This window comes from Marisediminicola antarctica (assembly GCF_009930795.1).
Classification (GTDB): Bacteria; Actinomycetota; Actinomycetes; order Actinomycetales; family Microbacteriaceae; genus Marisediminicola; species Marisediminicola antarctica.
On sequence record NZ_CP017146.1, the window covers coordinates 2056182 to 2074486 of the forward strand.

Annotated in this window: 16 protein-coding genes and 2 pseudogenes; 10 read left to right on the forward strand and 8 right to left on the reverse strand. The window is 66.2% G+C overall.

Annotated elements, in window-relative coordinates; translation table 11 throughout:
* Window positions 1–68: 68 nt before the first annotated feature.
* The 4 genes from BHD05_RS09700 (at window position 69) to BHD05_RS09715 (ending at window position 2789) form a co-directional block, all read left to right on the forward strand.
* Window positions 69–485 (forward strand): hypothetical protein, encoded by a 417-nt coding sequence (locus tag BHD05_RS09700; protein WP_161886246.1) that lies wholly within the window; start codon window positions 69–71, stop codon window positions 483–485.
* Complete coding sequence (locus BHD05_RS09705) at window positions 482–1243, forward strand: ParA family protein (RefSeq protein WP_161886247.1); 762 nt, start codon at window positions 482–484, stop codon at window positions 1241–1243. The genes BHD05_RS09700 and BHD05_RS09705 overlap by 4 nt, the downstream gene beginning before the upstream one ends.
* 509 nt (window positions 1244–1752) lie before the next feature.
* Window positions 1753–2106: a Cd(II)/Pb(II)-sensing metalloregulatory transcriptional regulator CmtR gene (gene cmtR, locus BHD05_RS09710; protein WP_161886248.1), complete on the forward strand. Its 354-nt coding sequence runs from the start codon at window positions 1753–1755 to the stop codon at window positions 2104–2106.
* Window positions 2103–2789 (forward strand): cation efflux transmembrane domain-containing protein, encoded by a 687-nt coding sequence (locus tag BHD05_RS09715; RefSeq protein ID WP_161886249.1) that lies wholly within the window; start codon window positions 2103–2105, stop codon window positions 2787–2789. Before cmtR ends, BHD05_RS09715 begins: the two co-directional genes overlap by 4 nt.
* A 3-nt stretch (window positions 2790–2792) precedes the next feature.
* Here the strand turns inward: BHD05_RS09715 and istB are convergent.
* Window positions 2793–3350 (reverse strand): annotated as a pseudogene (gene istB, locus BHD05_RS09720) (IS21-like element helper ATPase IstB); the annotation flags it as partial.
* 72 nt (window positions 3351–3422) lie between these two features.
* Window positions 3423–5026: pseudogene (locus tag BHD05_RS09725) on the reverse strand (IS21/IS408/IS1162 family transposase).
* A gap of 116 nt (window positions 5027–5142) precedes the next feature.
* Here BHD05_RS09725 and BHD05_RS09730 point away from each other — a divergent pair.
* Together BHD05_RS09730 and BHD05_RS09735 are read left to right on the forward strand one after the other, a co-directional pair.
* Entirely contained in the window at window positions 5143–5292 is a 150-nt protein-coding gene (locus BHD05_RS09730) for a hypothetical protein (RefSeq protein ID WP_161886250.1), read from the forward strand.
* 156 nt (window positions 5293–5448) lie between these two features.
* Complete coding sequence (locus tag BHD05_RS09735) at window positions 5449–7017, forward strand: HNH endonuclease signature motif containing protein (RefSeq protein WP_161886251.1); 1569 nt, start codon at window positions 5449–5451, stop codon at window positions 7015–7017.
* A 461-nt stretch (window positions 7018–7478) separates the two neighbouring features.
* On the opposite strand, the gene BHD05_RS15745 is transcribed toward BHD05_RS09735, so the two are convergent.
* Window positions 7479–8681: a hypothetical protein gene (locus BHD05_RS15745; RefSeq protein ID WP_202614189.1), complete on the reverse strand. Its 1203-nt coding sequence runs from the start codon at window positions 8679–8681 to the stop codon at window positions 7479–7481.
* Between the two features lie 173 nt (window positions 8682–8854).
* Window positions 8855–9229, reverse strand: a complete 375-nt coding sequence (locus tag BHD05_RS09740; protein ID WP_236966494.1) for a DUF1622 domain-containing protein — start codon at window positions 9227–9229, stop codon at window positions 8855–8857.
* Between the two features lie 177 nt (window positions 9230–9406).
* On the opposite strand from BHD05_RS09740, the gene BHD05_RS09745 reads away from it, so the two are divergent.
* Window positions 9407–10840, forward strand: a complete 1434-nt coding sequence (locus BHD05_RS09745) for an NAD(P)H-binding protein (protein WP_161886252.1) — start codon at window positions 9407–9409, stop codon at window positions 10838–10840.
* 34 nt (window positions 10841–10874) lie between these two features.
* Here the strand turns inward: BHD05_RS09745 and BHD05_RS09750 are convergent, their stop codons facing one another.
* Together BHD05_RS09750 and BHD05_RS09755 are read right to left on the reverse strand one after the other, a co-directional pair.
* Window positions 10875–11612, reverse strand: a complete 738-nt coding sequence (locus BHD05_RS09750; RefSeq protein ID WP_161886253.1) for a VIT1/CCC1 transporter family protein — start codon at window positions 11610–11612, stop codon at window positions 10875–10877.
* Between the two features lie 67 nt (window positions 11613–11679).
* Window positions 11680–13335 carry a glycoside hydrolase family 13 protein gene (locus tag BHD05_RS09755; RefSeq protein WP_161886254.1) on the reverse strand — a complete coding sequence of 552 codons (1656 nt, stop codon included), beginning with the start codon at window positions 13333–13335 and terminating at the stop codon, window positions 11680–11682.
* Window positions 13336–13458: 123 nt separating this feature from the next.
* Here BHD05_RS09755 and BHD05_RS09760 point away from each other — a divergent pair, with 123 nt between their 5' ends.
* Complete coding sequence (locus tag BHD05_RS09760; protein ID WP_161886255.1) at window positions 13459–14244, forward strand: alpha/beta fold hydrolase; 786 nt, start codon at window positions 13459–13461, stop codon at window positions 14242–14244.
* 84 nt (window positions 14245–14328) lie between these two features.
* Here BHD05_RS09760 and BHD05_RS09765 read toward each other — a convergent pair whose 3' ends face one another.
* Both BHD05_RS09765 and BHD05_RS09770 read right to left on the reverse strand, forming a co-directional pair.
* Window positions 14329–15132 carry a DUF2382 domain-containing protein gene (locus BHD05_RS09765; protein ID WP_161886256.1) on the reverse strand — a complete coding sequence of 268 codons (804 nt, stop codon included), beginning with the start codon at window positions 15130–15132 and terminating at the stop codon, window positions 14329–14331.
* A gap of 52 nt (window positions 15133–15184) precedes the next feature.
* On the reverse strand, window positions 15185–15853 hold the full coding sequence (locus tag BHD05_RS09770) for a hypothetical protein (protein WP_161886257.1): 669 nt from the start codon (window positions 15851–15853) through the stop codon (window positions 15185–15187).
* 149 nt (window positions 15854–16002) lie between these two features.
* Here BHD05_RS09770 and BHD05_RS09775 point away from each other — a divergent pair, with 149 nt between their 5' ends.
* Window positions 16003–16836: a DUF1684 domain-containing protein gene (locus BHD05_RS09775; protein WP_161886258.1), complete on the forward strand. Its 834-nt coding sequence runs from the start codon at window positions 16003–16005 to the stop codon at window positions 16834–16836.
* A gap of 67 nt (window positions 16837–16903) precedes the next feature.
* Window positions 16904–18229, forward strand: a complete 1326-nt coding sequence (locus BHD05_RS09780) for a GAF domain-containing protein (protein ID WP_161886259.1) — start codon at window positions 16904–16906, stop codon at window positions 18227–18229.
* The last annotated feature ends 76 nt before the right edge of the window (window positions 18230–18305 follow it).

The following is an 18305-nucleotide window of genomic DNA, read 5'->3' on the forward strand; positions in this document are numbered from 1 at the left end:
ACGCTGCGGGGTCACTAAACTTGAGCAACTCATCTGGTTAGTCGGTCGATCCACTGGAGGTGCCTCGCATGGCGCAGACGAAGAAAAACAAGAAGAAATCCGGCGAGAAGAAGGCGAAGAAGGCACTGGCGCTCGCGGAGAAATCGGTGCAGGCGGCTAACAAGGCTGTGCGCGATTCGAGCAAGAAGTTGCGCGAGAAGGCGGCCGAATTGTCGAAGCAGACCGAGAAGTTGGCGGCGAAACAGGAGAAAGCCGGTCGTCGACTTGCCAGGGAAACCGCGAAAGCGTCGACCGCGACCCGATCGGCGGCGAAGCAACCGTCTCCCTCGCCACGACCTCCCTCGCCCCGGTCAACCGCGTCCCGGTCGACCGCGCCCAGTCTGATCGAGTTGCGTGAACAGGCAAAGGCGCAGAAGATCGTCGGGTATTCGCGCATGAACAAGTCCGCACTAATCACTGCTCTCGATTCGTCGAAGCCAGCGTGAAAGTCGTCGCGGTCTTCAGCACCAAGGGCGGTGTCGGCAAGACAACCGCAGCTGTGAATCTGGCCTTTGAAGCGGCGAAGGAGTCTCGGGTTCTGCTCTGGGACCTGGATCCGCAGGGTGCCACGACGTTCTTGCTGCAGGTAAAGCCGAAGGTCAAGGGTGGTGTCGGTTCGCTGGTAGCTGGCCCGAGCCGGGTCTCAGCCGCAATTCGGTCGACCGCGTATGGCAATCTCGACGTGTTGCCGGCGGATGCGAGCTACCGCGATCTTGACCTCGTCTTCGACCACGCGAAGAAGTCGGAGAAGCGGATCGCGAAGATCCTTGAACAGGTTGACCGTGATTACGACGTCGTCATCCTCGACTGCCCGCCGGGTTCTTCGCTCGTCGCGGAGAACGCCATCTACACCGCCGACGCCGTGGTGGTGCCGCTGGTTCCGTCACCCCTCTCGATGCGGTCGCTGGATCAGGTCACGGAGTTCGTGGCCGCATCGGCCTCGAAGGCGCCGATCATCGGGTTCTTCTCGATGGTCGACCGCCGCAAGACGACGCACCGCACGACGGTCGAGCAGTTGCCCGGCACACGCAAGGTCGTGACCGACATTGTTGTTCCTGCCACGGTGCAGATCGAACGGATGGGCGCCGAGCGGGCGCCGGTGACTGTCTACGCGCCCCGCTCCCTGGCCGCGCAGGCATACGGCGACTTGTGGAGGCGTGTACAGGCGACCGTGAAGGTCAAAAAGGGCAGGCGCAAGAATTGACCGCGGCTGACCTTGGTCGAATGGGCAGGTTCCCCAAGCTGCGCTTCTGCAGCCCGCGCCCCTCGAAGTGGCCCAGACCTTATCGGGAGACTGCGTCTTGTCCGCAAGCAGAGGCTTCACCAGCCACCAAACCTCACCGCCGCGCGAGCACGCATGACGCCAATTTGAGCTGACTGCGACCTCCTCGGAACGAGGTTCCCAGACTTCGCGATACGCCGCTGCAGCAAACAGGACATATCGCGCGGTGTCAGTCGAAAGTTTGCGTCAAAATTCCCTCCAAAGCATCGATATCAGCAGCACATCTGCATATTTATTGGAGAGGCGTCATGGCGCCCAAAGAATCCGGTCTCGGCCTCACGCGTGACTATGTCAAGGTGTTTGGGACCCACGAGGGCAATCTAAGCGGGACCCACTTCGGGCTGGACGGTGTGTCACGGGCAACCTGGACTGGACCTTCGGGGCTGGTGGGCGTCGTTGCGATTGGTCAGTAGGCGATGTAATGTCAGCGAATGCTGACTATTGCTTCGCGAGTGGACGTGATCAACCGATTGGGTCGAGCGATGGCCGATCCCACCCGGTCGCGAATCCTGCTATCGCTGCTGGATGGCCCTGGATATCCGGGTGAGCTGGCGCGCGAGTTGAAACTGACGCGGTCGAACGTGTCCAACCATTTGTCTTGCCTGCGCGGCTGCCGGATCGTGGCCGCCGTCCCCGAGGGCCGCTCGACTCGCTATGAGATCGCAGATCCCCACGTCACCCGTGCTCTCGTCGCTTTGGTCGACGTCGTGCTCGCGGTCGACGACGGAGCCGATTGTCGGAACGAGGCGTGCGACGTGCCGCTGTGCTGCGGGACCGGGGCATGAGCGCCCCCGCAACGGGCCGCCTCGACGAGATCCAACCGGACCGGAAGCTGCTGCTCCGCCGGCGGATTCGGTGGATCGTCGCGGCGACCATTGCCTATAACGTCGTCGAGGCGATCATCGCGATCTCGGCCGGAACCGCCGCCTCGTCGGCTGCCCTGGTCGGATTCGGTCTGGACTCCATCGTCGAGGTCCTTTCCGCGGCCGCCGTGGCGTGGCAGTTCGCCTCCCCCGACCCCGAGAAGCGTGAAAAGACAGCGCTGCGCGTCATCGCCTGGTCGTTCTTCGCCCTCGCCGCCTATGTGGCCGTCGACGCCAGCTTGTCTTTGTTCGGTGTTCGAGAAGCAGAACACAGCCCGGTCGGAATCGCGCTTGCCGCGGTCAGCCTTGCGGTGATGCCTTTCCTGAGCTTTGCGGAACGAAGGGCTGGCCGAGAGCTGGGCTCAGCGTCCGCGATAGCTGACTCGAAGCAGACCCTGATCTGCTCCTATCTGTCCGCCGCCCTTCTGGTCGGGCTGCTGCTGAACGTCATGTTCGGGTGGGCGTGGGCGGACTCGGTCGCAGCCCTCGTGATCGTGGTCTTCGCAGTCCGCGAAGGGCTCGAGGCCTGGCGCGGCGATGCCTGCAAGGTGCCGGTGTCAGCACTGACCGGCGAACGAGACATCGAGCACGACGACTGCTGCTGAGCTTCAGCTGCCGAGCCGGTGCTGTTTCTGGCTGTGGGCGAGACGGTAGGAGTCAGTGCCGGTCTCGATGATGGTGCCGTTGAACGTCAACCGGTCAACGATTGCCGCGCAAGGTCGCGGGTCGGTGAACGTTTTCGTCCAGCCGGAGAACGACTCGTTCGAGGCGATCGCGATGGAGTTGTTCTCCTCCCGCTCGGTCAGCACCTGAAAGAGGAGTTCGGCGCCTCTCCGGTCGAGTTCCATGTAGCCGAGTTCGTCGATCATGAGGAGATCGACCCGACCGTAGCGGGCGATGGTTCGGGCGAGGTTTTTCTCGTCGGCTCCTTCGACGAGTTCGTTCAGAAGCCTGGTGGCGAGGGTGTAGTTGACCCGGAACCCTTTCTCAGCAGCGGCCGTCCCGAGAGCGATGAGCAGGTGGCTTTTTCCGGTGCCGGAGTCGCCGATGAGGCAGAGCGGTTGACCTCGGCGGACCCAGTCCCCGGTGGCCAGCGTATTGATGGTCGCGGGGTTGATGTTCGGGTTGGCATCGAAGTCAAAATCCCCGAGCCACTTATCCCAGGGAACCCGGCTGCCTTGCCTCCTCAGAGAGACCGCTTCTTCGGCGGAGGGTGGTGGTGATGCTGGTTGTGGTGGTCATGATCCTGTTCCCTTCTTCACGGTGGGCGCGGTCTTCCCCGACTGCCGTTCAGGTAGTCGCAGCAGCTGGTCGTAAGCCGATACCGAAGGCAGCGGCCGCGTGTCAGCCGGAAGGCCCGCGATGACTGCCGCGGGATCCTCGAGACGGCGCTGGGTAAGACTGACTACCCGTCGCTCGGGACCTCGAGCATGTTCGACGAGGGGACGGTCCAACTGGGACCCACCGAGTGGTTCATGTCGTCGGTGCTTCGACCGCGACGACGTCGGCGGTGACCGCTCCGACCGTCAGCGCCGCGGTGATGCCGGCGACGATGTCGTCGGCGGTCATCGTGCGGTGCAGCAGGAGGACGTCGATCAGCGCTCGTGTGCCGCCAGCGTCCCCGTCGGTCTTCCGGGCGGCCGCTCAGAACGCTTCGTGAGCGGACGTGAAGACACCAGCTGCTCGAGCGTGGGCAAGAGCGGTCGAACCAGGGAGAGCGCCGGGCTTGTGAAGGAGGACCTCGAGGTAGTGGTCCAGGTTCACGCTTTGCCCGTGCATCGCTACGACGCGAGGGTGTCTGGCTATCTCGGTGCGGCCCTCGAAGAGAATCACCTCTGACGCGCGCAGGGAAACCCGCACCTGGCGGCCGATGAAGCGGGCCGGGACCGAATAGGACGCCATCCGCACCCGGACAAGGCTCGACCGGCTCACCCGCGGCGTCAACGACAGGCCCGGCTCGAACCGTTCCGCCGTGATCGGCGCCAGCAGCTCACGCTCGAAGGCGAAGTCCTGAGCCACTGTGCGCATGCGGTCGCCAATCCGCCGGTTCTCGTCGTCGAGGTCCCACCGACGAACCTTCTGATTCAGCTCCGCGAGGGAGTCGACCACGGGCATCAGAGAGAGGTGTGTGCTACGGAACCGGCCGACGTCGCCCTCGATGCCGCCCTTCTCGTGAGCGCCCTCGATCCAGGGGTGGCAGTAGAACGCATCGAACCCATAGTGCGAACGGAATAGCACCCACCGCTGGTTTTCGATCCGCTGCCGGCCGCTGCCGTAGATGACTTTCACCACTGCGTCGGTGAGGTTGTCGTAGCGAATGTGGCGGGTCGGGATCCCGCCGATGTCCGCGAACGCGTCGATGTTACCCGCAAGAAACGCTTCCTGCGCCTGCGTCGGATAGATCCGGTGGATCGCCTTCCCCGACTGCGAGAGGCGAAAGGCGAAAGGCGAACATGTGGCACTTGGACTTCACCCCAGCCAACCCCACCTCAATATCGATCTCCGGTCGGCGCCGCCGGACGTAGTCGCGGACCGTCGGATACAACAGCTCTGCAGCGTCGTGTTCGTCCGAGAGCCGCGCGAAGATCCGCCTCGCCGTGTGACGTTGCTTGCGTGGGCCCTCGAGATCCTGGCGGAGCATCTCGTCGATCACGAGCTTGAACGCGTCCAACCGTGGTGCCGTCCGCACCCGCAGCTTCCTGGCCGGCGGCTCGGCCTGAGCCAGCGCCTGCCGAACAGTCGGCCCGCCGACACCATGTCTTCGAGCCAGTTCCCTGATCGAGAGACCCTCAACGCGCGCATCACGTCGGATCCGCGCGATCAATTCCACCCGAGACTCCATCCGAAACCTCCACCTTGAGCAACGAAACACGTTGCGACAACGGCGAAGGTGGGTCCGATTTAGGTTGCCCGTGACACCCCGTCCGGCCCGAAGTGGGTCCCGCTTAGATTGCCCTGGTGGGTACGACTAAAGCTGCCATAGTCACGCCGCCCGGCAACGTCGTCGACTACGAACTGGACGAAGCCGTCATCGCGATCGTTGGTTGCCACGTCGTCGACTTGCTCGCGGCCGTGTCGAAGTCCGAGCTGCGAGTCTCTGTCGGTTGAGCAGCGGGCTCTGGCGCGCGCGTCGCCCCCACTTGGGTGCCTGCGTCTTCTCCTCCACAAGCCGTGCTCGTGGAGGATTCTCCACAGGCAATATCCCCGATCAGGGTGTGGTTTGGTGTCGGTTGGAATGTCGGTGGTGCCTGTCACTATGTGGGTATGTCCAAAGCAACCGATCCCCTCGCCGCAAGCGCTATTGCGTTCGCGTCGGTGTGGGCTGGTGCGCTCACCGGGTTCGGCGCCCGGGTCGGCGAACACCCCGATGCCCGGCCGCCCGATGCGCGTGGAGCAGGATCCGGCGCAGCGGCTGCAGCCGTCTCGGTCGGTGCAACCGCCGGCGCCTCGTTCGGCGCGATCTCGGTCGCTCCGTCCCAGCTCGATGTGGAGACAATGTCCGATGCGGGGCTGGTGCGGGCGATCCAGTCCGGCTACGACCTCAAACGACACGTCGATGCCCTGCTGGTGCGTGCGGCGGGGGAGCTGAGTGTGCGCTCGCGCCCCTCGCTCGGGCAGGGCGGCCTGGCGAAGTCTTCCGGGCATACCTCTCCTGCCTCCCTGATCACGGAACTGGGTCGGGTGACTCTGGCCGAGGCCGGCAGAACAGTCCGGCTCGGTGAGGCGACCACCGCACCGGTGTCCCTGCTCGGGGAGCGCCTCCCCGCCCCGTTCCCCCTGGTCGCGGATGCGGTGAACAGCGCGGTGGTGCAGGTGGATGCGGCCCAGTCGATCATCACCTCCCTCACCCAGGCCGCCCCCCGCGCCCTGCCGGTACACCTGGTCGCGGCGGAGGAGGAACTGGTCACCTTCGCCGCGTCTCATCCGGCGGACACGGTGCGGAAGCTGTCGATCTCCTGGCGCGACGCGCTCGATACCGATGGGATCGCACCGCGGGAGGAGGCACTGATCGCGGCCCGGTCGCTGCGCTGGAGCAAACAGGGCAACGGTTTGGAGCGCTGCACGATCGACCTCGACCCCCTCGGCGCCGGATATGTGCGCACCATGATCGACGCGATGGTCGGCGACGCCCTCCGCGCCGTCCGCTTCGACACCGACCCGACAGGACCTGCGGGGACCGCCGGCGGCCACGGCCACGGCATGGGCGATGAGGGTCTCGACCGGGACGCGTGCGGTGACCACCATGCCGAGCTCCCCGACCCGCGGACGATCCCCAGGATCGCCGCCGACGCTCTGATCGATGTGGCCCGGCACATGATGGGCTGCACCACCGCACCAGGACCCCTCCCACACACCACCCTGATCATCCGGATGACGCTGGAACAACTCCAATCCGGCCTCGGCGCAGCACACCTCGACGGAGTCGAGGACCCCATCACGGCTGGTGCCGCCCGCAGGCTTGCCGCGGACGCGGAACTGATCCCCGCAGTCCTCGGCGGGAACAGCCAAATCCTCGACCTCGGCACCGGGAGACGACTATTCACCCGCGCCCAACGAATCGCATTCGCCGAACGCGACGGCGGCTGCGCCATCACCGGCTGCGGCAGACCACCCTCCTACACCGAAGCCCACCACATCCACTGGTGGTCCCACGGAGGCACAACAAACCTCAACAACGGAATCCTGTTATGCACCGGACACCACCACATCATCCACAAAGGATGGACCGTACAAATCACCGACAACACCCCCTGGTTCACCCCCCCCCCACACATCGACCCCACCCGCACACCCAAACGCGGCGGAAAACTCCCCACACCAGCACTGCCATGACCACAGGCCGAGCACGGCCGGGATTCGACACGGACGCTGCGCGACCCGCTCAACCAACAGAAAAGCTGCGCGACCTGCTCAACCAACAGAAGTTAGCGAGCCGACGCGCGCGCCCCGACCACCACATCCATCCCTGCCGCTCGTTCCTCACCACGACGGGCGCGAACCAGCGTGACCCACCCGATCACCTACTTGCCGCAACAGGGTTTCGACGCGGTCGCTACGCGACCTGCTCAACCAACAGAAACAGCCGTGCGACCTGCTTAACCAACTGACACAGCTCCGAGGCCTGCTCAACCCGCCAACACGGTCTCGTCCTTCCGCTCCTAACGCCTGTCTCAAGTCACAGTACGGGCGCAGCCCGCGATGAGCGTCAATCGCGACGGGGCCGTCTCGACTGCCGGACACCGCGATCTGACCAATCCGGCATCCTTCGACGCAACCGGGCACCGACATCTGCGTCAAACTCCACCGGAGGCCTCGCCGACCACTTCGCTACCGACCACTTCGCTACCGACCACGTGGCCACCGACCACGTGGCCACCGACCACGTGGCCACCGACCACCTGAATCCCCACCGCAGCCTCCTCCACCGAAGGTCGCTGGAGCACCTCGATCAGCAGGATGGCGAGGAGCGCACCGGTCGCCGTCCAGAGGATGACGCCGGGGGAGAGCGGCCGAACGAACAGAACGATCGCTGCGGCGATCACCGCGACTGCGATCCTCAGGTAACGTCGCGCGCGGTACACGCACGCGCCGAACTTTCCCGTTGTGGCACCTTTGGCCGCGGCGGCGGCCCGAAGCCGCCCGGCGGTGTCGACGGTGGGCCCACGCGCCATGATTTCACCCGGGGAGTGCCCGGCGAAATAGGCGACGATCGCGACCGTGACGCCGACGACTCCCACGGCGATCGCGGTCGAGTAGACCAGCGGGACGAGCGCGTCGTAGATGGAACCGGCGGCGTCCGTCGGCAGGTAGACGCGAGAAATCGCGTCCACGAAGAGGATGCGCCCGATCGACAGCCCGCTCGCGAGGAGGGCCATCGCGAGCGCGAGCGCGATGCCGGCCCAGACAAGCGCCCGGGACCGCGTCCGGGCGGCGAGGACGCCGGCCGCGGGGAGGAGCAGGCTCAGCCACGGAAGCACGACGCCGAGCACATCGAGAATCTGGTGCACCGTGCGCGCTTGAGCGAGCCCCTCAGCCTCGGCGACCACGATCGTGCGATCGATGTCGGGAATACGTTGGGCGAGGGTGTGACCGCGGCCGATCAGCTCGGTCTTGACCTCCTCGATGATCGGCCCGAGCTGAATTCCCAGCTCGCCCGATTCGCTGATGACGACGGCCTGCGATGTATCCCCGCTGAGCGCAGTGGTGAGTTGCGCATGGCTCACACGCAGGGCCCGGTCCCAGACCCGCTCGAAGGCGTCTGACGTCACGAGGTGTTCGGCGGCGTTGCGCAACAGGTCGGCGCTGATCGCCTCGATGCCGATGCTGTCGTCTACCGCCGCGGCGATCCCGTCCACCAGGAAAACCTGGAACGCCTCGTCCTCGATAAGCGGCGTCAGGGTCGCCACGAACCGGTCGGTGTCGGTCACCTCGGACTTCGTCCACGCGGCGATGACTGCGACGGGGGCGAGGAGCACCCCGAGTGTGATGAGAATCACCGCGAGAACGGCCCGGCCCCGGCCTGAGGATCGGGCGGGCCGGGCCGCGGCGGCCTGCGCTGTCGTTGCCTGAAGCTGCGCCCGGAACACGCGCAATTATCAGCAGACAGAACGTGGTGGTCGACAGGGACCTAACTCCCTGATGCCGCGACCTACTGTGGGGCCTTGTGAACCTAGTCGGACGTTGAGTCCTGCGTGGCGCGAGTTCGCCAGCGATTCCATGGCCACGTCCCGTCGATCTCCACCTCGAGTGAGAAGCTCAGGGCGATGCGGATGAGGACGATGGCACCGAGGACCAGCACACTCTGGACGGTGGGCTCGACAAGGATCGTCCGGATGATGTCGGCCACGATGAGCACCTCGAGGCCCAGGAGAATCGCGCGGCCGAGGGTGCGACGCAGCCGCTGGTAGGTGCCCTTCCTCTCGTCCGGTCGCCGGAGCTGCAGCAAGGCCCTGACAAAGGCGAAGCCACCGCCGATGACCATGATGAGGGCTCCGACCGATTCGACCCCCCTCACCAATGTGCCGATCGCGTCGTCAAAATTCACCGGGCACCTGCCTCTCGATGGGGATAGAGCGCTCCGCCGCGCCTTAGATTCGCACAATCATACGATCTGCTCGACTGAGCACCGAACACGGGGCCTGTCCCCGGCGCCTGCGGGGACCTTCGGCCCTTCCTGGCCGGAACGATCCGGCGAAGGCTGTGTTGTCAAGGAGGAAACACCATGATCATCGCGGTATTCGGCGGAACCAGTGCGACGGGCAGGATTCTCATCGGCCAGGCGCTCGACGAGGGTCAACGGGTGAACGCCCTCGTGCGTCCGCCGGCGCGTCTCGGCATCGTTCACGACAGGCTTCGAATGGTGCCCGGGGATCTATCGGATGCTGCGGCGATCGACCGCGCCCTCGAGGGTGCCGATGGGGTGATCAGTCTTCTCGGACAGTCGGCGCCACAGCCCGGCACACCCATCGCGCGGGCGACAAGGAATATCGTCGCCTCGATGCACAAGTTCGGGGTGCGCCGACTGGTCATCGTGGCTCGCCCCGGCGTGCTCGTGCCGAACGACGAGCCCTCCGTGTTGACCCGCCTCGGCATACAGGCGACCCGGCGATTTCGACACCCGGTGTACGACGATGTTGTCGAGACCGCGAGGGTCCTGAGCGAATCCGGCCTCGATTGGACGATCGTGCGGCCGCCCGCGCTCAGGGATGGGCCACGTACCGGGCATGTCGCCGTCGGCTACCTCGGGGACGGCGTTACCGGGGGATCGCTGAGCCGCGCCAATGCGGCCGACTTCATGCTCGAGCTCGTGGTGAGCCGACAGTACATCGGAAAGGCGCCCGTCGTCTCCGACCAGAGATTCTCCTCCGTGGCCCAGTCCTTGCCGGTGCAGATCGCACCGGGCGTCTACTGCCTGCGGATGGGGGTCGGTATCACCTCGACGAACGTCTATTTCGTCCGCTCCGACTCCTCGTGGGTTCTCATCGACACCGCCGGCCCGAATCGCGGCGCGGAGATCCGTTCGGCGGCGGAAACGATCTTCGGGGCCGGGAGCCGTCCGGCGGCGATTCTGCTGACCCACCTGCATGCCACCCACGCGGGCTCGGCGCATGAGCTGGCCACGGAGTGGGGACTTCCGGTGTACGTGCATCCCGCGGAGCGCCCGCTCGTTTCGACCGGATACAAGGCAACCGAGCATCCCACCGGTCTACTGAACCGGCTGACGACGCAAGCGATGTCGAAGAACACTCGTGAACTCGACCTCGCGTCGATCGTGCACGCGTTCGACCCGGATGACGGCGTGCCCGGGCTGCCGGACTGGCAGTGCATTGCGACACCGGGGCACACTCCCGGCCACGCGTCGTTTTTCCGAGCCTCCGACCGGGTGCTTCTCTCTGGCGACGCGGTGTTGACTGTGAACCTGAACTCGCCCGCCGAGCCCTCCCGGCACCGTCAGCAGGTATCCGGACCGCCGAGATTCTCGACCTGGGACCCGCACCAGGCCGCGGAGTCGATCGAGCGGCTCGCTCGGCTCGAGCCTCGTGTGCTCGCCGCCGGTCACGGTATCCCGATGATCGGCGACGAGGTCGCGCCGGCGCTGCTGTCGTTCTCCGTCGAGACCAGGCAGGTCAGCCCGGCCCGGAGGTCAGAGACCTGAGGGTGTGCCGTACAGCTGCCCGTCACGGCGGGCGTCACACCAAGCCGGAGGTGCCCAGCAGGGTTCCAATCACGAAGGTGACGGCGAGCGCGGCGGCCCCTCCAACAACGACCCTCACCACCGAGCGGGCGACTGAAGCGCCGCCGATTTTCGCGCCGAAGGCGCCGGTGATGGCGAGCGCGATGAGCACGGCGACGAAGGTCACCGGCACTCTCCAGTCTCCGATCGGCAGGAGGATGGCGATGAGGGGCAGCGCCGCGCCGAGCGTGAACGAGAGGGCCGAGACCCACGCTGCGTGCCACGGACTCACCACGTCGTCCTCGCTGATGCCCAGCTCCTCGGAGAGGTGCGCGCGGAGGGCATTGGTCTTAGTGAGCTCGACGGCCACCAGATGCGCGGTCGGGCTCGAGAGCCCCTTGACCTGGAAGAGTCCGGCGAGCTCTTCCAGCTCCTGCTCGGGGAAGTCGATGAGCTCCTGGCGTTCCTTCGCGATGAGCGCCCGCTGACTGTCGCTCTGGCTGCTGACCGAGACGTATTCGCCCAGCCCCATCGAGATTGCGCCTCCGACGAGGGCGGCGACGCCGGCCGTGGCGATCGCCGGGACCGAGCTCGTCGCACCGGCGACGCCGACGACGAGAGCCGCGACGGAGACGATGCCATCGTTTGCGCCGAGTACCCCGGCCCGAAGCCAGTTGAGGCGTCCGGCGAGGTTCGAGACGTTGTTTTCACCGGGATGCTGACCCGGCACCTCAACGGGTTCGATGGTTGCCATGTGCTCATGCAACCACGCTGGACGGGTGATCGCCAGCACGGACAGCCTTAGCTAACCACCGCTCGACTCACTGCAGCATCCACGCGGTCGTGTCGGTCGGGAGCATCCCCTTCAGGAGCGGACCGCTGCACACGACGACGACGCCGGCGGGCAGGTCGACGGGCTGCTGGCTGAAGTTGGTGACACAGTGCCACCCGCCGGGGCGACTGAAATGCAGAATCCCCTCGGTGTCCCGAACCTGCCAGTCGAGTTCCTCATTGCCCTGCAGCTGGGCCCGCGCTCGCAGCGCCGCCCGGTAGAGCTCGAGGGTCGAACCATACACCCCGTCCTCCGCCTCCACAGACAGGTCGCCGAACCAGTCGGGCTGCGGGAGGTGCGACCCATCCGGGCCGAAGCCGAACGACTCCCCGCCGCGCGTCCAGGGGAGCGGGACGCGGCATCCGTCCCGCCCCTTCTCCTGATGCCCGGTGCGCTCCCAGGTCGGATCCTGCAGCACGTGATCGTCGAGCTCGGCGACCTCAGAGAGGCCGAGCTCCTCGCCCTGATACAGGTACGCCGAGCCCGGCAGCGCGAGCATCAGCAGGGTCGCAGCGCGGGCGCGACGGAGGCCAACCTCGCGGTCCTCGAGGATCGCGGCATCGGAACCGAGCAGCCACGCGTTGTGGTCCGCCCCGCGCGGGAGCCCGTACCGGGTGGCGTGTCGCACGACGTCGTGATTGGAGAGCACCCAGGTTGATGAGGCGCCGGTCGCGGCGGCGTCGTTCAGATTGCTGGTGATCACGTCGTGGAACTCACGCGGGTTCCAGCCGGCCAGCACCAGGTCGAAGTTGAAGGCCTGCCCGAGCTCGCTCGGTCGGGCGTAGAGCAGGCGCCGCTCCCTCGGCACCCAGGCCTCGGCAACTGCCGACCGAGGCGGGTCGTACTCGTTGAGCACCTCGCGCCACCGCTCGAACACGGCGTGTACTTCGTCGCGGTCGTAGAGCGGGTCGCTGCCGTCAATGGGCAGGTCGCCACCGAGCACCCTGTCGATGGAGGGCCGGAAGGGTTCGGAGAGGTCCTTGATGAGTGAGTTCGCGACATCGACCCTGAATCCGTCTACACCGCGGTCGGACCAGAAGCGCAGTGTCGTGAGGAAGTCCTCCTGGATCTCCGGGTTGTCCCAATTGAAGTCCGGCTGCTCCTTCGCGAAGAGATGGAGGTACCACTGCCCGTCAGGCACGCGGGTCCACGCGGGGCCGCCGAAGTTCGATCCCCAGCCCGAGGGGGGCTGCGCTCCATCTGGCCCCGCCCCATCGCGGAAGATGTAGCGTTCGCGCGCTGCGGAGCCCGGGGCGGCGGCGAGCGCCTCCTGAAACCACGGGTGCAGGTGCGAGGAGTGGTTCGGGACGATATCGATGATGATCCGGATGCCGGTTGCGTGCAGCGCGTCGACGAGGGCATCGAAGTCGGCGAGGGTGCCGAGCCTGTGGTCGACGTTGCGATAGTCGGCGACGTCGTAGCCGCCGTCGGCGAGCGGTGACGGATAGAACGGACTCAGCCACACCGCGTCGATGTGGAGGGAGGCGAGGTACGGCACGCGCGAGGTGATGCCGGCGATGTCGCCGAGTCCGTCGCCATCCGCATCGGTGAAGCTGCGCGGGTAGATCTGGTAGACGGCGGCGTGGCGCCACCAGTCCGGGTCGGCGGAGATCGTGCGCGCGGTGGGTCCCTGTGCGATAGTCATGCCTACCAGTCTCGGCGAACGGGACCCGTACCGCACCCATTGGATTCCGGCCGGAGTAGGTGAAAGGCTTGTCTCTTCGGGTGCGGGGCTGGAGGCTAGCTAAGGAGCAGTAGGGAGAATCTCATGGCACAAACCCGCCTGAATACCGTCCGACGCGGTAGCGGCAGGCCACTCGTCCTCGTGCACGGACTGGGATCCTCCTGGGCGACGTGGCTGCCGATCTTCGACCGGCTCGCAGCGACCCGCGACGTGATCGCCTTCGACCTGCCGGGGTTCGGGGAAAGCGACCCGCTCGCAGGGGAGGTCACCGTCGCGACCCTGACCGATGCCGTCGAAGGGTTCCTCCGCGACGAGGGTCTCGAGGAGGCGGACGTCGTGGGGTCGTCGATGGGTGGCAGGCTCGTGCTCGAGATGGCCAGGCGTGGCCACACAGGATCGGTCGTCGCGCTGGATCCCGGCGGCTTCTGGTCTCCGGGGCAGCGGGCGGTCTTCGGCGCCACGGTCGGCGCATCCATTCGCCTCATCCGCCTGCTCGACGGGATGCTGCCCACTTTCACCCAATCGCGGATCGCTCGGAGCGCACTGCTGTTCCAATTCAGTGACCACCCCTGGGCGCTCGATCCGGGGCTGGTGCTCACCGAGTTGCGCAGCTTCAACCGGGCGGCGAGCATCGACGAGGCGCTCGACGCGCTCGTGCAGGGGCCGACCCAGCCGGGGTCGCTGGCCACAAAGGGCAAGGTCGCGATTGGATGGGGGCGACAGGACCGCGTGACGCTCCCGAGCCAGGCGAGCGTTGCCATGCAGCGCTTTCCGAATGCGCGGTTCCGCGGGTTTCGGAGCTGCGGACACTTTCCGCACTGGGATCAGCCGGCGCAGACGGCCGCGTTTATCCTCTCCGCCACGGCCTAACGGGCCAGCCCGGCGCAGCGAGCGCCGTTGCACGCCAAACGCCGGCCGCATTGGCGGCCGGCGTCAGCGGGTGGTGCAGGGGTATTAGGTGCTGGGGCGCTCGGTCGACGTCCCGTCGTCGAGCTCGACCCGCTCCTTGCGGACCTCTTCACTCACCCGCTCCTGGTCGGTCACCGTTTCGACATCGACCCGAACCTGCTCCACAGCAACAGTCTCCTTGTCGACCACGGGCCGTTCCGCGTGGAGCGTGACCTCAACGTCCTCTTCGCCGATGTCGGCGCCGGAGGTGCCACGGCCCGCGTTCTGCTCGGAAATCGGCTCGCGCTCGAGGTGGACCTCCTCGTGGGCAACTGGAACCGTGACGTTCTGCTCCTCCGTCACCACGTACTTGCGCAGTCGTGCCTTTCCGGTCTCCACCTGCTCGGTGCCGACCGTGAGCTGCTCCTCAGAGCGGGTCACGGTCGTGTCGGTGTCGGTGTCCGGACCGGATGCGTCGTGACCGGTCGGTGCTGTTCCGGTCGGTGCTGTTCCGGTCGGTGCTGTTCCGGTCGGTGCTGTTCCGGTCGGTGCTGTGCTGTCGCTCATGCCGTAGTAGCGATAGAGCTGCTCCTCCTCAGCCGGACTGATCCGCCCGTCACCGTCGATTCGCGGCGCATCCTTGGTGAAGTCCTTCTCGTACGGGACCGTTACCGCTTCCCCGTCCCACGTGGCACGGTCGATGGGCACGAACGTCTCGGACATCCCGAAGAGGCCGGTGTTGACAGTGAGCCAGTTGGGGGTGCCGTCCTGCTCGTCGACATACACCTGGCCGACCTTTCCTACCTTCTTTCCATTCATGTCGATGACTTCGGCACCGGACAGGTTGGCGATGTTTGTGCGGTCGATCATGGTTACTTCCTTTCGTTGGCTTCCGTTGGTCGTGTGATCAGTGGCCGAGTGATCAGTGGCCGAGTCCGGCCTCGTCCACGCGGCGGTGGTAGCGCATGCCGGTCATCCCGCCGAGGATGGCCCCGCCGAGACTGACGAGCGCGATGATGACTGCCGTGATGATGCTGCCGGTCGCGAGCTCGCCCTCGGTGACGGGGATGCGCGGGAAGGCGTTGACCCCCTGCATGTTCACGTCATTCAGTGCCGGGCCCGCGACGGCCGCGGTGATCGCGATGACGATCGCGAACAGCAGTGCCCACAGCCACACTCCGATGCCCTGAAGGGCTCCGCTGAACCGCGCCATCCGCCCGGCGACGTAGCCGCCGCCGAAGTAGGCGATGAAGATCACCACCGCGAGAAAAATCGCGCTGACCACTCCGATCGTGTCGGCGTTCTGCGCGGCCTGATCGGTGACCTGCCCCAGGTCCGTTCCGGTCAGGCCGATAGCGGCGCCGATCGCGGCGAGGAGCACCGTGAGGAGCACCACGGCTCCGGTCGCGGCCAACCAGCCGAAGAATGTGGCGCCGGCCTTGAGTCCGCCGAACCTCTCCTTCTCCCGCTCGACGACCCGCTCACGAAGCGAACGGGAGTCGGCGGGAACCGAGCCCCGCACCGAACCGTCGGCAGACTCGGACCCGGGTGTGGATGACCGGGAGTTGCTTGGTTGTGATGAGTTGCTCACTGGTCTTCCTTTCTCTTGTGCCTTCCAGTCAAAAACAGGGCATCGGGAAGGTAAAGGGGCTTGATTTTCGCCACAGTGCAGTGTCAACACGGAGGCAATAAATTCGTGTTCCGTCAGGTTGAGGTCGAAGACTCTAGAAAGATGGACCCATGACTGACATCACCACAGCATCCGCGTCGCCCGAAGACCTGCTCGCCATCTACCGCACCCGGAGGGAGCAGTCGGTGGTTCAGCCCAGGGGCAACCTCGCCCTCGTCAACACCCAATGGGTCGACTCCGAGCAGCCCGTCTACGGGGTCGCGGGCCTATGGGCGCCGCTTCCCGCGGGTGAATCGGGCCTCAAAGTGACCGCGACCGCATCCGACAACATCCGCGTGGACGGCGTACTCGTCGATGGCGAGGCGATCGTGGCTGGCAAGGACTCTGCGGCACCGGGCGACGTGGTGTTCAGCGACACCGTGAGCGGCTTCGTCATCGCGAGCGAATCGGGTAGCTACGCGCTGAGAGTCTGGGATTCGGAGTCCGAGGGCATCCGTGACTTCGGCGGCATCGACGCCTTCCCGTACAACGCCGACTGGGTGATCACGGCCACCTGGACCGAGATCGAGGGAGGCACGAGTGTCGGCATCGAGCACCTCAAAGATGAGGGCAAGCCCCGCGAGAAGGTGCTGCCGGGGGAGATTACGTTCACGAAGGACGGCGTGGATTACAACCTCGCCGCGTTCAAGGAGGGGCGCGCCCTTCTGCTCGTGTTCGCCGATGCGACCAACGGCGTCTCCACGTACAGCGTCGGCCGGTTCCTCATGGTCGCGCCAAACCACGACGGCTCGATCACGCTCGACTTCAACCGCGCGTACCTGCCACCGTGCGGATTCAACTACAACTTCAACTGCCCGCTGCCGCCGAGGCAGAATCGTTTCACAGTGTCGATCGAGGCGGGCGAGAAGAACGTGCTGAACAAAGCCGGCGAACTGCTTCACTAGCGCCCGTGCTGGCCTATTGTGAGGGTTGGGTGGGGGTTACCCCGCGAACAATGACAATCGGGGTGGCATGCGGAATCCGTGGCTCGCTGCACCGTTCGTCGACTCGGTCGCTGAACTCTCGAAGCGCCTCGCGCTCGCCCACGACCGGGCCATTTCCGAGCGACAGCGGGTCGGCGGCGTACGCCAGGTTGTTCAGGAGTCGTGGGAGCGGTCGCTTCGACTCCGGCTCGACCCGTCGACGGCGAATCCCGAGCTCGCCCTCGACGACGACGACCTGCGGGAGTATCGCAACGCGCATCCGCTGTCGCTAGCGCTACCGGTTGTGCACAAGCTGCTGACCCGGCACGCGTTCGACTCCGGCCTTCTCGTCGCGGTGGGCGACGAGTCGGGGCGGCTGCTCTGGATCGACGGGGACCGTGCTCTGCGTCGCCGCGCTGAGGGGATGCTCTTCGTCGAGGGCGCCGACTGGTCGGAGAGTCGGGTCGGGACGAGTGCACCCGGAACCGCGCTCGCGCTCGACCACGGCATCCAGATCCAACGTGCCGAGCACTTCAACCGCATCGTCCACCCCTGGAGCTGCACCGCCGTGCCGGTGCACGACCCCGACACGGGAAGCGTGATCGGAGTCATCGACATCACCGGGAGCGACGAGGCGGTCTCGCCCCACACCCTGCCGCTTATCGAGGCCACCGTGGCGGCGGTCGAGGCGGAGCTGCGCATCCGCCGTCTCGATGGCCTGAGCCGCAGGCGCGCCCCGCGGTCTCCATCGCTCCCACGGCGCCTGCCGCAGGGCCTTGTGCTGAACTCCCTCGGACGGGACCACGCCACCCTCGAGGTAGGCGGACGCTCGCTCGAGCTCTCGCGCCGTCACGCGGAAATCCTCACCCTCCTGGCGTGGCATCCGGAGGGGCTGCCCGCGGACCAACTCGCCAATCTCGTCTACGAGAGCGACGGCTACCGCGACACTCTCCGGGCTGAGATGGTGCGGCTGCGAAAGGTCGTGGAGGCCTTCGCCCCCGAACTCACCCCGACCTCCCGCCCGTATCGACTGGGTCGGCCGCTCGACCTCGACGCGAACCGGGTACTCGCGTTCCTCGATAAGGGTGCGCACCGCGTCGCGCTGGCCGCGTACCGTGGGCCGGTGCTGCCGGGTTCGTTCTCGCCCGGCATCCAGGAGATCCGCCACGAGGTCAGCTCCCGGCTGCGAGCTGCGCTGCTCGCCGATGCCGCGGTCGACACGCTGCTCAGCTACGCGCGCACCGACGAGGCCGCCTACGACAGCGAGGTCTGGAAGACCTGCCTCATGCTGCTGCCGGCCCGGTCGCCGAAGCGCGCCGGAATCGTGTCGCGGATCGAACATATCGAGGCGGAGGTCGGCACTGTACACGGCTGATTCCCAGCGCAACCCTCCTGCAACGTTACCCGGGCTAGCGTCAGTCAACTCGGAAATTACGGGGCACCCGACAACG